Below are 12,650 nucleotides of genomic sequence, written 5' to 3' on the forward strand. Positions count from 1 at the left end.
GGCCCGCCGCAGGTCGGCGGGCCACCCCCGGCACGTCTGCCGCAGGCGAACGGACCGGGCCGGGAACCACCTGTGCCCGGGGCGCCGGATGAGGCAGGATGGAGTCATGGAAGGGCGGCCCCTGATCACCAGCCACCCTCGTGCACTGTGAAAGGGACCTCCAGTGAGTGTTGACCCGTCGTCGATCCCGTCCTTCGGCATCCAGCCGCCGCAGCCGGGTGGGCAGCCGGGCGGTGGACCGGCCGGACCGCCGCCGATCGTGGTCCCGAACCAGGACCTGGTGAAGCAGATCCTGAACCAGATGCAGCTCAAGCACGCGGTGGACGAGGAGGGTGACCTGGTCGCCCCCTGGGACGGCTTCCGCGTCTACTACATGTTCCGCGGTGACAACAAGGAGCTGTACGCGGTCCGCGCCTTCTACGACCGGTCCTACCCGCTGGACCAGAAGGGCGAGATCCTCGACCTGATCGACGAGTGGAACCGCGAGACCCTCTGGCCCAAGGTCTACACGCACACCCACGAGGACGGCGTCGTCCGGCTGATCGGCGAGACCCAGATGATCATCGCCAACGGCGTCAACATCGACTACTTCGTCACCACCACCGCCAACTGGACCCAGGCGGCCGTCGGCTTCGAGCAGTGGATCGTCGAGCGCCTCGGCCTGCAGAAGGACATCGAGGGCAAGGGCGACGACGACGCCCCCGAGGGCGACGAGGACTGACCCGCCACCCCGGCCCGGCCCGCCCTTCCAGCCGGCCGGGCCGGGCCGCTCTCCACCGGGAAACCACCCATGCGCCTCCTCCCCATCGACCGCGCCGAGCACCTGATCACCCGCTACGGCAGCACCGGCGCCGCCGCCACGCCGCTCGCCGGCGGCACCGGGTCGTACCACCTGACCTGCCTCAGCCTCGGCCCCGGCGGCACCATCGGCGCCCACCCGGCCCCGATCGAGCAGCTCTTCCTGGTGATCTCCGGCGAGGGCTGGATCATCGGCCCCGACGGCATCCGGCTGACGATCAGCGCGGGCACCGCCGTCCTCTGGTCGGCTGGCGAGGAGCACACCTCGGGCACCGACACCCACCTCACCGCCCTCGCCCTGGAGGGCCCGGGCCTGGGCGTCCGGGAGCCGGAGGACTACTGACCGCGGCACCGGCTGCCCGCTCCGACGACTGCCCGTCGGTACTTGTCGCGGCGCCGCGGGCAGCGGAAAGATGGCCTGCGACCACCGAGCGTGAGGAGCCGTGATGGGTGCGAGGCCGCTGCTGAACCGCCGGTTGGCGGGCATGGGGACGACGATCTTCGCCGAGATGTCCGCGCTGGCCACCGCCACCGGGTCGATCAACCTCGGGCAGGGGTTCCCGGACACGGACGGGCCCCACGAGATCGCCCAGGCAGCCGCCAACGCTGTCCTGACCGGCCGCGGCAACCAGTACCCGCCCGGCCCCGGCATCCCCGAACTGCGCACCGCCGTCGCCGAACACCAGCAGCGCTTCTACGGCCTGACCTACGACCCCGACACCGAAGTCCTGGTCACCGCCGGCGCCACCGAGGCGATCGCCGCCGCGCTGCTCGCGCTGCTGGAGCCGGGCGACGAGGTGATCGCCTTCGAGCCGTTCTACGACTCCTACGCCGCCTGCATCGCCATGGCCGGCGCCACCCGGGTACCGCTGACGCTGCGTCAACCGGCCTTCCGCCCCGACCTCGACGAGCTGCGCGCCCTGATCACCCCGCGCACCCGACTGCTGCTGCTCAACACCCCGCACAACCCCACCGGCACCGTGCTCACCCCCGAGGAGCTGCGCACCATCGCCGAACTCGCCGTCGAGCACGACCTGTTGGTCATCACCGACGAGGTCTACGAGCACCTCGTCTTCACCGGCGCCCACCACCCGATCGCGGCCCTGCCCGGCATGCGCGAGCGGACCGTCTCGATCTCCTCGGCCGGCAAGACCTTCTCCTTCACCGGCTGGAAGGTCGGCTGGGTGACGGCGAGCGCGCCCCTGGTCGCGGCGGTGCGCACTGCGAAGCAGTACCTGACCTACGTCAGCGCCGGGCCGTTCCAGTACGCGGTCGCCGAGGCGCTGCGGCTGCCGGACGAGTACTTCACGGGCTTCCGGGCCGACCTGACCCGCAAGCGCGACCTGCTCGCCGCCGGGCTGGCCGAGGCCGGGTTCCGGGTGCACGAGCCGCAGGGCACCTACTTCATCACCACCGACATCACCCCGCTGGGCGAGAAGGACGGCATCGAGTTCTGCCGGACCCTGCCCGAGCGCTGCGGCGTGGTGGCCATCCCCAACGTCGTCTTCTACGACAACGCCGACGCCGGGCGCAGCCTGGTCCGGTTCACCTTCTGCAAGCAGGAGGTTATGTTGAACGAAGCGATCGACAGGCTGTCTCGCCTGCGGAAACGCTGAGGTCAGGCAGGCACGGGCAGCGCGGGACCTACGTGGCCGCTCGCGGGAGCCGCGGCGCCGAATAGCAGGAAGCCCCGCCCATGCGCGAGAGGAACGGCGCTTGGACAGGGCTTCTGGTGCAGGGCTACTCAACCGGGTCCGGATCCCCGTGCACCCGGTGATCGTGGTCGTCGAGGGTTCCGTGCCGGTTCGACAGGGGGTGACCCTGCGCCACACGGTTGGCGTGCCCGATGTCCTTGGTCACGCATTCGCTCCCGCCGGCTTCCTGCTCCCAGCCAGCACGTTCCGCGAGTTCCCCCACGCGTTCAGCCTGCTGGGCGGGTGTGTCCCGCGACTTGCTGTTCCTGCGCATCTGCTCTGTTCCTATCCGATCACGTTCGACGGGTCGTCCAGCCAGGTCCGGTGCTCGCCCGCCACGGTGACGGTCAGGCCGAGACGGGACAGCCCCGGCCGGTCGTGCCGCTTCCACCACCCGTAGGCCGCCGTGACCTCGTCCCACAGCTGCCGGGGGCCGGACTGCGAGACGGCGTGCTCCCCCTGCCAGTCAGCAAGGCGACAGTGGGCGTACGACACCCCATCCCAGATCTCGAATCGGCCCGTCCCGAACCGGTCGTATGAGGCCCAGACGCTCTGCCGGAACAGGTGGGGCATGCGCAGGCCGACGGCGAACGCCGCGTCCGTGTTGTCGGCGATCTCGGCGGGGTCCAGCTCCGAGGGGCCGTACCGCACGTCCGTGATGTCGAATTCGCCGCTGTCGGGTCGCTGGCCGCGGACCCACATGAACGCGACATCCGCCACGAACGGGCCGGACGCCGACTTGCCGTCCTCAGCGACCGTGAGCCGCGCCAGCGCCCCGTTGCAGAACGCCGTACCGTACGGGGCCAGGATCACCCCGCCGGGCTCGCACTGCTCGATCAGCGCCCCGGGCAGCCGCTGGATGGCGGCCGTCAGGTGGATCCGCTGGTACGGCGCGCCCTCCGGGTGGCCGAGCATGCCGTCACCGGTCACCACGCTGGGGTTCAGGCCCTGCGCTTCGAGCCGGGTCCGGGCCTCGGCGGCAAGCGCCGGGTCCACCTCGACGCTGACGACGTTCTCAGCGCCGAGCCGATGCGCCAGAAGGCCGGCTGTCCATCCGGTGCCGGTGCCCACCTCCAGAACCCGCATGCCGTCGCCAACGTCCAAGTGGCGGAGCATCGTTGCGACCACCGTAGGCATGCTGCTGGATGACGACGGGGTCTCGCTCCCCGGGTACAGCTGGGTGACCAACGGCGCGTCCGACCTGACCAGCGCTGCCCACTGTCGCGGACTCTCTGCGACGTCGATCCAACTGCCGTCGTGGTAGATCCGCGCCGGGGTGAAGCTGTTGCGCGGGAGTGCGCGAAACGTCGCGTCCCAATCGGCCGAAAGGGCCCCGGATTCCCGGAGCTTGCCGGCGAGTTCGTCCCATGTCATGCGCTGCCTACTTCCCGGGCTTGGGCAGGTTGGTGGGGGGCGCGTCGCGGTGGCCGTCCGAGGACGACGTGTCGGGCGAGCCGGAGTGACCCCCGCCGCTACCGCCGCCAGCCTTGCCAGGTCCGTCGCTGCCGCCGCCTCCGCCGTGCTTCCCCATGGCTGTGCCTTCCTGTGGTTGGTGTGGTGTTCGGTGTCCGTGCGCAGCCTCACTCGGGCGGCATCGGTCCGGGGCCGGGCGGACGGTTGGGGCCGGGCGCGGGGGTGCTCATACTGGTGTCTCCTCACACTGAGGCGAGCCGGTCACCGGTTGGTGCCGGGTCGTTCGGTGTTGCGGACCCGCTCGGTTCGGACGGCCTGACGACGTACAGCCCGTCTCCCGGGAGAGCAGGGGTCACGCCGAAGTCGGCGAGCACCTGCGCCATCAGGCTGTCCGACTCCCCGTCGATCAGCCTGCCCGTGAGCCGGGCGTACTCGGTCAGTACCTGAGCCAGCGCGCGGGCCGTCCCGGCGGAGCACCCGCCCAGCGAGACGTGCGGCCCTTGAGGAACGCCGCGACCCTGCGCCATCACCGGCATCACACTCGGGTGAAAGGGCAGGCCAGCGAGCCTCCAGGCGGTCTGCAGAGCGTCCGCTGCCGCTTCCGCCTCAGCGCGGTACTGCCTAAGGATCTCCGCCTCACGCTCCACGTCGTCCGACACGGATGCGCTCCCTCCGCCGCCTGCCTTACCGATACAGAAGACGCTACGGAGGGTGGGCAGTTGACTACCAGGATGTTCTACGGGATTGCACGCCAATCACCCGAGTGCATCAATGGCCGCTGTGATCAGAGCGCGGGCCGCCGATCCGTACACCGCCGTGTCGGACAGCTTCTGGAAGGCGCTGAGGTACTGGGCGATCTCGCCTGGCGCGGTTACGGTGACGGCAGCGGTGAGGGTCTCCACCTGCGCCTGTTCGCTGTCGTAGATGCTGAACGTCTCCAGCGGCCAGAGGTCTCGTTCGGCACTGAACGGGATGACTCCCAACGAGACAGCGGGTAGGGACATGACTGCCAGCAGGTAGCCGAGTTGCCCGGACATGGCGTCTGCGTCGCCCACACGGTATCGAAGCACTGACTCTTCGATGATCACGGCGAACCGGTGGCCACCCTCCCGCAGGATGTTCGACCGTGCGAGTCGGGCGGACACGGCGTCTGCCACATCATCGGGTGTGCCGCGAAAGCGGGTGATGGAAGACAGCAACGCCGTTGCATAGCCGTGGTTCTGGAGCAGCCCAGGGACCACTGTCGAGCAGTAGACCCGGAACACTCGGGTTCGTTCGAACAGTGGCACGTACGAGTCTTGCAGCCTCCTGAGCCCCGTGCGCTGGAGACGCTTCCACTCCACATACATCGAGTCGGCAGAGCGCGAGGCAGCGATCAGGTCGGCTGCCTGGTCGTCAGCTCCGCAGACTCGGCACCAGGTCCGAATGTCGTCGTCGGACGGCGGAGTTACCGCGTTGATGATCCGCGATGACTTCGAGGCGTGCCAGCCGGCCAACCGGGCCAGCTCAAGCCCGCTGAGCCCAGCGTCCTTGCAGAGGTCCCGTAGGCGGTCAGCGAGCGCCTTACGCGCTGCTTGGACGCTGGATGACGGAGATGTGGGCATGAGCTGGTTGTCCGGTGATTCGTGACGTCAGATCCGGTAATCCTCGTGGGGGATGGCGCGGGCCCACACCGCTTCGAAGGCCGTTGTACAGAGCTTCGCCACGGCAGGGTCCTCGGTCACCTCGTCGCCCAGGTAGGCACCTTCACCGGAGAAGTGCCCGAACCGGACAACCGTGTCATCGAAGACCCAGAAGTCGTTCCCGGGTAGCGCAAGGTCCGAGGCCTGGCGGCGAGGCAGCCAGCGGATCTGTTCGCCCGCCGCCACGTTGGTGAACGTGCCCTCGTGCAAGTACTGCGTGTACTCGCTGACCGGCTCCGAGACGATCCGCGCCCTGCGGATCACGACACCGCGCGCCACCGCACCCGACACAAGGTCGAGCCAGGGCCGCCACCAGGACGTGCGGTCAGCCGGATTGTGGCGATGCCCCGCCCGCCAGGCAGAGACTCGCGGCGCTTCGTCCGGATCGTCGTACGAGTCCCGCATCTCAAGGTGGACGGCCGAACGCTGAGCGGCGTTCAGAAGCTCAACGAACGTGGGCGCCTTCGGCGACATCAATTGCCTCCCTGAGAACAGCGGCCATGCGAACGGGCAGCCGCACTACGGTCTCACTGTCGGGGATCGGACCCGTCGCCAGGCACTCCGCGGTGGTCGCCTGATCGACCTTCCAGCCCTGGATGACGAACTCCCCCGCATCCTTGTCGACCCACACCGTTGGGCAGTTGGCCCCATCGGTGTTCGGGTCCTTGGCGATGAAGGTTAGTGCCATGGTGACCTCCGTGCTTGTTGGTTGCATGGATGTGCACGACCATCCACCCACGGTGACACCGTAGTCAAGGGGCTACGGTGAGTTGATCATCCACTTCGGCAGCTCTCGGCACTCACTGTTACCTGCAACGACGAAGGCCCCTGCATCGACCACCGCTGAGCGGGGAGGATGCAGGGGCCCGGCGGCACGCCCACGTTCAGCGACTGCGGGAGCCGGCTGCGGCCCTTGGTTTTCCGTTTTGACCGAGGCGGTGGCGCGACTGCGGCGGCTCTAGCTCAGGGCCAGCGTGCCGGTGCGGACGGTGTGGCGCAGGGCGCGGCCGAGCAGCAGGTGGGCCAGGACGCCCCAGGCCAGGCCGACGGCGGCCTCGGCGAGCAGGGCGGTGGGCGGGGCGGGGTGGCCCTGGGCCAGGGCGCGCATCGCGGACAGGCCGTGGGTGACCGGCAGTACGGCCGAGAGCGCGGCCCAGGGGCCGGTCCGGGGGGCGTCGGTGGTGACGCCGGCGAAGAGCATCAGGGCGATGGTGGTGCCGGCGGTCAGGTACATCCGGGCCTGCGGGCGGCGCACGCTCAGGCCGGCCAGGGCCAGTGCCAGGCAGTAGCAGCTCAGCGTGGTCAGCGCGCCGACCGCGACGATCGCGGGCAGTGCGGCCCAGCGCAGCGGCACCGGCAGTGCCAGCGGCACCAGGACCAGCGCGATGGTGGAGGTGAGCAGCCCGTCCGCGACCCAGTACAGGCCGCGCGAGGCGAGCACCAGGAACGGGTCGGACCGGGTGATCAGCAGGAACTGCAGGGTGCCGGCCCGCCGTTCGCCGGCGGTGGAGGACACCACGCCGAGCGCGCCGAGCGGCCCGAGCACCGCTGCGTTGCCGAAGGCGATGTACGCCTGGGTCTGCGCGGAGCCGAGCAGCCGCCCGAGGGTGGCGAAGAAGAGCACCTGGCAGATCAGCCGGACCAGCCAGCCGCCGGCCCAGGAGCGCCAGGTGAACATGGCGCGGTAGTCCTGGTAGCTGCTGAGCAGCCCGTACCCGAGCAGCCGCAGCACCGGCGGTGTGCGGGTGTCAGCCATGGAGGACCACGCCCCCGTGGCGGACGGCGGAGAGGACCTTTCGCAGCACGGTCACGCCGAGCACTCCCTGCAGGACGACCAGGGCGACCAACGCGGTCAGCCGGGGGACGAGGTGGGACACCGGCCCGGCGGCGGTGTCGCGCAGCAGCTGGGCGCCCCAGCTGAGGAAGAACAGCCGGGCCAGCGCCCGGGCCGGTCCGGGCAGCGTGCTCACCGGCACGATCAGCCCGGCCAGCAGGTAGAACGGGTAGGTCAGCGCGTTCTGCAGCGCGCGGGCGCCGCGGACCAGGATCATCACGCCGCTGGCCAGCATCGCGGTCGCCGCCACCCCGGCCACCACCAGGAGCACCACCAGCAGGCAGAGCCCGGGGTCGGCCAGGTGGATCGGGAACCCGAACAGCCCGCGCCCGATCAGCAGCACCTCGGCCAGCACCGGCAGGGCCAGCGCGGTGGTGGTGCCCACCCGCACGGTCAGCGCCGCCAGGTAGCGGGCCGGGGTGAGCAGCGAGAGCTCCAGGGTGCCCTGCCAGCGGTCGTCGTCGACGATCTCGGCGGCCACGAAGACCGCGTGCGACCACAGGCTCATCAGGAAGGCGGTCAGCGCCACCGAGGTGGCGAGGTCGCCCTGGTGGTGGCGGGCCAGGACGGCGAAGAAGACCAGCGAGTAGAGCGGGATCACCGCGAGGGTGGCGAGCAGGTTCGGCGAGCGCAGCAGCAGCAGGACCTGCATCCGGGCGAAGACGGCGACCGGCGCGAGCCGCGGGCGGGTCACAGCACGAACTCCCGGTCCTCGATGACGCTGCGGTAGACCTCGGCCAGGCTGGGCGCGGTGACCGAGATCTCGGCCGCACGCGCCTGGGCGAGCACGGTCAGCGCCTCGGCGAGCGCGTCCTCGTCGTGCGGCCGGTAGCTCAGCACCCCGCCCTCCTCGGCGGTCACCGTGCCGGGCAGCAGCTCGATCCGGGCCCGGGCGGCGGCCGGCACCCCGGTGGCGGTGACGGTGCGGGCGAAGCCGACCTCGGCGAGCAGGTCGGCCCGGGTGCCCCAGCGCAGCAGCCGGCCGTGGTCGACCATGGCCAGGTGCGAGCAGAGGTCCTGCGCCTCGGGCAGGTCGTGGGTGGTGAGCAGGATGGTGGTGCCGGCGGCCCGCAGCTCGCGCACCAACTCCCGGAAGCCGGTGGCGGAGTGCGGGTCCATGCCGTTGGTCGGCTCGTCCAGGATCAGCACCGCGGGGCGGTTCAGCAGGGCCCGGGCGAGGTGGACCCGCTGGGTCATGCCGCGGGAGAAGGTCTCCACCCGGTCGCCGGCCCGGGCGGCCAGGCCCAGGCGCTCCAGCAGTTCCTCGGTGCGCGCCCGGGCGGCCGAACCGTCCAGGCCCTGCAGCGCGGCCCAGTAGCGCAGGTTCTGCCGGGCGGTCAGGCGGCCGTACAGGCCCCGGTCGCCGCCCAGCACCAGGCCGATGTGCCGGCGGACCTCGCGGGGACGCGCGACCACGTCGAAGCCGGCGATCCGGGCGGTGCCGGAGCTGGGCAGCAGCAGGGTGGTCAGGATCCGCGACAGCGTGGTCTTGCCGGCGCCGTTGGGGCCGAGCAAGCCGAGCACCTCGCCCTGCCGGAGCGTGAAACTGACGTCGTCGAGGGCGGTGACCGGGGTGCCGCGCCGGGGCGTGTAGGTGCGGGTCAGGTGGTCCACCTCGACCATCGGCTGCCCGCCGCGGGCCGGCGGGTGATCGGCGATCGGCACGGGGTCAGCTCCTCGGGGCGGCGGGACCGCGGCGGGCCAGTTCGGCCAGCGCGCGCTGGTGGTGGTCGGGGTCGACGAGCTCCCCCGACACCATCAGGAAGTCCGCGATCGGGGTCCGGGCGATCAGCCCGCCCGGGTAGGGCAGGTCCTCGGCGGCGGTGGCCGCCCGGCGCTCCAGCGACTCGCCCAGCTGGAGCCCGTAGATCGGCAGGCCGGCCTCGATCCGGTCCGGCAGCTCGGTCGGCTCCTCCGCCACGGCCGGCAGGGCGTCCCGGCGCTGCTGTTCGGCCGCGGCCGGGGCGCGCAGCTCCTCGACCAGGTCGCCGGGCACGCAGGCGGCGAGCACCGGGTGGGCGGCGATCGTGCGCTCGCAGAGCTGGAGCAGTTCGGGGGCCAGCCGGTACTCGTCGGCCAGCGCCGCCAGGGCAGCGGGATCGGGGGCCGCCGGCCCGGTCAGGACCAGCGACAGGTCGAGCATGTCCTTGACGGTGAACGGGCGTTGGAACCGCTCCTCGGCCAGCGCCAGCACGTCGGCGCCGACCCGGTCGGCGGGCAGCGCCGCACGGACCGGGACCAGGCCGTGCTCGCCCGGGAAGGCGAAGGTGCTGATCTCCACGTTGGGTTCGTGGTCGAGCATCGGGTCGTCGGCGGCCCACCAGAGGCCGACGAAGAGGTGCTTGCGGTCGCCCTCGCGGATCTCGGTGTAGAGCGCCCCGTCGCACTCCTGGCGGGACAGCACCTCGTCCACCGCCCGCCACAGGGCGGCCTCGTCGGGCACCACCACGTCGAGGTCGCCCACCGGGCGCAGCAGGTCCGACGGGTAGTGGCGGGCCAGCGAGGGGCCCTTGACCACCCGGGCGCCGGCCACCCGCTCGAGCCGCTCCGCGATCTCCCGGTAGGTGCCGGCCCGCCGGGTCATCCGGTCCAGCTCGTCGCGGGAGCCACTGCCCAGCGTCAGGCCCTCGCGGGCCGCCAGCGAGAGCACCAGCGTGGTGAGCACCCCGCGCACCTCCCGGGCGGCGCGCACCAGGTGGCGCGGGCCGAGGTCGCGGTCGACGTCCAGCAGGTCGTGCAGCAGGTCCAGGTCGAGCTGGAGGGGGGACGGCGGAGTGGATCGCATGGGTGACGGCTCCCGGGTCAACCGTGCTCCGGGCACGGCGAGTTGGCCGGCGACGAGGTGACCGGCGACGGAGTGATCGACGACGAGCTGGTCAGCGACGGGGCGATCGACGACGAGGTGGTCAGCGGAGGGCGGCGCGGCAGTACTGGTAGGACGGCTGCCAGCCGTGGGCGCGCAGCGCGGCCACGACGGCGGCGCCCGGTTCGGGCCCCGGGCCGCCGTGGTGGCAGACGTTGCCCACCAGCGGCAGGCCGCGTTCGGCCGCCACCGCCGCGCAGACCGCCACCAGGGCGGCCTGCGCCGAGCGCTGGACGGCGGGCGGGTCGATCAGGATGTCGACCAGGTCGACGAAGTCGGCGCCGCTGACGTCGTCGAAGGCGTCGGTGACCACGGTCGCGTGGCCGGCCGGCGCGGGGTGCCCGTCGACGTGCACCAGCCAGGTGCGCCGGCCGGGTGCCGCCATGATCTCCTCGACCGCCCGCCGGACGGCGTCCGGGTCGGCGTCCTCGCCGCGGTCCTGCTGGGCGTCGCCGATGGCCCTGGCCAGCCAGCCGCGGACCAGGTGGTCGTGACTGCCGTCGCTCTCCCGGACCTCGGGGCCCGGCGCGGCCGGGGCCGGTGGTGCCGGGGCGTCGGCGGGCCGGTGCAGGTAGCTGATCTGGGGCTCCAGCAGCTCCGGCCGGAGGCCGCCGGGCACCCGCACCACGGCGCTGGTGCAGTCGGGGAACAGCTCGCGCAGGGTGGCCAGCAGGCCGGCCGGGTCGGCGAGCAGCGCCGGGTCGGCGTGTTCGACCAGGCACTGCCACTCGGCGGTGAGCGGGTCCTGGTACGGGCCGGCGACCAGGGTCAGGCCACCCGGGCGGTGCAGCAGGCCGGCCTCGTCGGCGGCGGCCAGGAAGGCGTCGCTGACGGCGAAAGCGGTACCGGCTGATGCGGTGCTCCCGGTCGGCGCGGCGGCTGCGGCCGGTGCTGTGGTGCTCCCGGCCGGTGCGCTGGTGCTCTCGGTCGGCGCGGTGGTGCTCTCGGCCGGTGCGGTGGTCACGACGCCTCCGGGCGGACGGTGGCGACCAGTCCGGCACTCAGCTCCGCGGCGGCCGTGGCGACCTGATCCGGCGTCACCTGCTGGAGCAGCGCGATCTCCGCGTCCACGTCCCACGGCCGATCGACGTGGATGCGGCTGCCGGCCAGCGCGATGGCGTGGTCCAGCGGGGCCTCGGCGAGCAGCACCAGTTCCATCACGGCCTGCCGGACCGCGGCGGCGAACGCCTCCGGTGCCGCCTTGCCCGCGGCCACCTCGGCGAGCACCTCGCGGAAGACCGTCAGCACCCGCGGGGCGCTCGCGGCCTCGACCCCGGCGAGCATCCGCCAGGCGCCGGTGTCACCGTAGTTGCGCGACCAGGCGCGGAACGAGTAGGCCAGCGCCTCGTCGTTGCGGATCCGGGCGTAGAGCAGCGAGGCGGGGCTGGCCCCGAGCAGGTGGGCCAGCACGTCGTAGGCGTGCCGGCGCGGGTCGCCGGCGTGCGGCGCGCGGCCGCCGACCAGCAGCCAGCAGAACTCCTCGGGCCAGGCCTCGACCAGTTCGCCGGTGACCGGCCCGGGGCGGTCGGCCGCCGGGTCGCGCAGCGGCACGGCGGGCAGGTCGCGCAGGCCGCCGGCGGTCAGCGCCGCCGCCACCCGGGCGGGCTGCACGCCGCCGACCACGGCGACCGCCAGCGGGGCGGTGGCCAGCGCGGTGGTGTGCGCCCGGGCGAGCTGCTCGACGGTGATCCGCGAGACGGTCTCCGGGCAGCCGCCGACCGGCGAGCCGAGCGGGTGGCCGGCGAAGAGGCTGGCCAGGAAGGCGTCCTGGACGGTGTCGGCGGGGTCGGACTCCGCGGTGGCGAGCTCCTGGAGCACCACCCGGCGCTCGGCGTCCAGCGCCTGCGCGGTCAACTGCGGCCGCAGCAGGGCCTCGCAGACCCAGCCGACGACCTGCTCCGCGTCCTCGTTCAGGACCTGGGCGTGGATCATCAGCGACTCCGGCCCGGTGGCCGCGTTGCAGGTGCCGCCCAGCTGCTCGATGCGCTCGCAGAGCGAACGGCCGTCGTCGAGCGGGACGGACATGACCAGGTGTTCCAGCAGGTGGGTGGCGCCCGAGGCGGTGTCCGGGTCGTGCCGGGCGCCGTGGCCCAGCGCGACGCACAGGCTCGTGGTGCGCAGGTGCGGCTGGTGGTCGACGAGGACGGGAACGCCCTCGGGCCACAGGATTCGGGACACGGACGCTCCTCGCTCGCGCGGTCGGGAAAGCCGGTCGGCCGGTTGCCGGTCGGCCCCGGTGACACGGGTAGGCCGGTGTGGGGGGGGGGGGGGGGGGGGGGGGGGGGAACCCCCCCCCCCCCCCCCCCCCCCCCCCCCCCCCCCCCCCCCCCCCCCCCCCCCCCCCCCCCCCCCCCCCCCCCCCCTAC

General features: G+C 72.6%; 15 protein-coding genes. 3 read left to right on the forward strand and 12 right to left on the reverse strand.

Going from position 1 to position 12,650, the window contains the following annotated elements; translation table 11 throughout:
* The first annotated feature begins 163 nt into the window (after positions 1 to 163).
* From ACQRUO_RS34090 to ACQRUO_RS34100, 3 genes are all read left to right on the forward strand, one after another.
* A complete protein-coding gene (locus tag ACQRUO_RS34090; RefSeq protein WP_428320023.1) occupies positions 164 to 721 on the forward strand; it encodes a YbjN domain-containing protein in 558 nt (185 codons plus the stop codon).
* Between the two features lie 69 nt (positions 722 to 790).
* Positions 791 to 1,141, forward strand: coding sequence for a cupin domain-containing protein (locus ACQRUO_RS34095; protein ID WP_428320024.1), 351 nt, complete (start codon positions 791 to 793; stop codon positions 1,139 to 1,141).
* A 103-nt stretch (positions 1,142 to 1,244) separates the two neighbouring features.
* On the forward strand, positions 1,245 to 2,414 hold the full coding sequence (locus ACQRUO_RS34100; protein ID WP_428320025.1) for a pyridoxal phosphate-dependent aminotransferase: 1,170 nt from the start codon (positions 1,245 to 1,247) through the stop codon (positions 2,412 to 2,414).
* Between the two features lie 124 nt (positions 2,415 to 2,538).
* Here ACQRUO_RS34100 and ACQRUO_RS34105 read toward each other — a convergent pair whose 3' ends face one another.
* From ACQRUO_RS34105 to ACQRUO_RS34160, 12 genes are all read right to left on the reverse strand, one after another.
* On the reverse strand, positions 2,539 to 2,766 hold the full coding sequence (locus ACQRUO_RS34105; RefSeq protein WP_428320026.1) for a hypothetical protein: 228 nt from the start codon (positions 2,764 to 2,766) through the stop codon (positions 2,539 to 2,541).
* An 11-nt stretch (positions 2,767 to 2,777) separates the two neighbouring features.
* On the reverse strand, positions 2,778 to 3,866 hold the full coding sequence (locus ACQRUO_RS34110) for a methyltransferase domain-containing protein (protein ID WP_428320027.1): 1,089 nt from the start codon (positions 3,864 to 3,866) through the stop codon (positions 2,778 to 2,780).
* 281 nt (positions 3,867 to 4,147) lie between these two features.
* On the reverse strand, positions 4,148 to 4,564 hold the full coding sequence (locus tag ACQRUO_RS34115; RefSeq protein WP_428320028.1) for a hypothetical protein: 417 nt from the start codon (positions 4,562 to 4,564) through the stop codon (positions 4,148 to 4,150).
* Positions 4,565 to 4,660: 96 nt separating this feature from the next.
* Entirely contained in the window at positions 4,661 to 5,509 is an 849-nt protein-coding gene (locus tag ACQRUO_RS34120; RefSeq protein ID WP_428320029.1) for a helix-turn-helix domain-containing protein, read from the reverse strand.
* Between the two features lie 27 nt (positions 5,510 to 5,536).
* Positions 5,537 to 6,061 carry a DUF6879 family protein gene (locus ACQRUO_RS34125; protein WP_428320030.1) on the reverse strand — a complete coding sequence of 175 codons (525 nt, stop codon included), beginning with the start codon at positions 6,059 to 6,061 and terminating at the stop codon, positions 5,537 to 5,539.
* The gene (locus tag ACQRUO_RS34130) at positions 6,033 to 6,275 is read right to left on the reverse strand and encodes a hypothetical protein (protein ID WP_428320031.1); all 243 of its coding nucleotides are present in this window, start codon (positions 6,273 to 6,275) and stop codon (positions 6,033 to 6,035) included. The genes ACQRUO_RS34125 and ACQRUO_RS34130 overlap by 29 nt, the downstream gene beginning before the upstream one ends.
* Positions 6,276 to 6,545: 270 nt before the next feature.
* Positions 6,546 to 7,343 carry an ABC transporter permease gene (locus ACQRUO_RS34135; protein WP_428320032.1) on the reverse strand — a complete coding sequence of 266 codons (798 nt, stop codon included), beginning with the start codon at positions 7,341 to 7,343 and terminating at the stop codon, positions 6,546 to 6,548.
* The gene (locus ACQRUO_RS34140; protein ID WP_428320033.1) at positions 7,336 to 8,115 is read right to left on the reverse strand and encodes an ABC transporter permease; all 780 of its coding nucleotides are present in this window, start codon (positions 8,113 to 8,115) and stop codon (positions 7,336 to 7,338) included. Before ACQRUO_RS34140 ends, ACQRUO_RS34135 begins: the two co-directional genes overlap by 8 nt.
* A complete protein-coding gene (locus ACQRUO_RS34145; protein ID WP_428320034.1) occupies positions 8,112 to 9,086 on the reverse strand; it encodes an ABC transporter ATP-binding protein in 975 nt (324 codons plus the stop codon). The genes ACQRUO_RS34140 and ACQRUO_RS34145 overlap by 4 nt, the downstream gene beginning before the upstream one ends.
* A 4-nt stretch (positions 9,087 to 9,090) precedes the next feature.
* A complete protein-coding gene (locus tag ACQRUO_RS34150; protein ID WP_428320035.1) occupies positions 9,091 to 10,206 on the reverse strand; it encodes a nucleotidyltransferase family protein in 1,116 nt (371 codons plus the stop codon).
* A 121-nt stretch (positions 10,207 to 10,327) separates the two neighbouring features.
* The gene (locus ACQRUO_RS34155) at positions 10,328 to 11,248 is read right to left on the reverse strand and encodes a hypothetical protein (protein WP_428320036.1); all 921 of its coding nucleotides are present in this window, start codon (positions 11,246 to 11,248) and stop codon (positions 10,328 to 10,330) included.
* Positions 11,245 to 12,462 (reverse strand): M16 family metallopeptidase, encoded by a 1,218-nt coding sequence (locus ACQRUO_RS34160; protein WP_428320037.1) that lies wholly within the window; start codon positions 12,460 to 12,462, stop codon positions 11,245 to 11,247. The genes ACQRUO_RS34155 and ACQRUO_RS34160 overlap by 4 nt, the downstream gene beginning before the upstream one ends.
* Positions 12,463 to 12,650 lie beyond the last annotated feature (188 nt).

Source organism: Kitasatospora sp. LaBMicrA B282, from assembly GCF_050325825.1.
Lineage (GTDB): Bacteria > Actinomycetota > Actinomycetes > Streptomycetales > Streptomycetaceae > Kitasatospora.

Coding starts and splice junctions, on each gene's coding strand:
- ACQRUO_RS34095 (WP_428320024.1), top strand. CDS start 791: ATGCGCCTCCTCCCCATCGACCGCGCCGAGCACCTGATCACCCGCTAC.
- ACQRUO_RS34100 (WP_428320025.1), top strand. CDS start 1,245: ATGGGTGCGAGGCCGCTGCTGAACCGCCGGTTGGCGGGCATGGGGACG.
- ACQRUO_RS34105 (WP_428320026.1), bottom strand. CDS start 2,766: ATGCGCAGGAACAGCAAGTCGCGGGACACACCCGCCCAGCAGGCTGAA.
- ACQRUO_RS34110 (WP_428320027.1), bottom strand. CDS start 3,866: ATGACATGGGACGAACTCGCCGGCAAGCTCCGGGAATCCGGGGCCCTT.
- ACQRUO_RS34120 (WP_428320029.1), bottom strand. CDS start 5,509: ATGCCCACATCTCCGTCATCCAGCGTCCAAGCAGCGCGTAAGGCGCTC.
- ACQRUO_RS34125 (WP_428320030.1), bottom strand. CDS start 6,061: ATGTCGCCGAAGGCGCCCACGTTCGTTGAGCTTCTGAACGCCGCTCAG.
- ACQRUO_RS34130 (WP_428320031.1), bottom strand. CDS start 6,275: ATGGCACTAACCTTCATCGCCAAGGACCCGAACACCGATGGGGCCAAC.
- ACQRUO_RS34135 (WP_428320032.1), bottom strand. CDS start 7,343: ATGGCTGACACCCGCACACCGCCGGTGCTGCGGCTGCTCGGGTACGGG.
- ACQRUO_RS34150 (WP_428320035.1), bottom strand. CDS start 10,206: ATGCGATCCACTCCGCCGTCCCCCCTCCAGCTCGACCTGGACCTGCTG.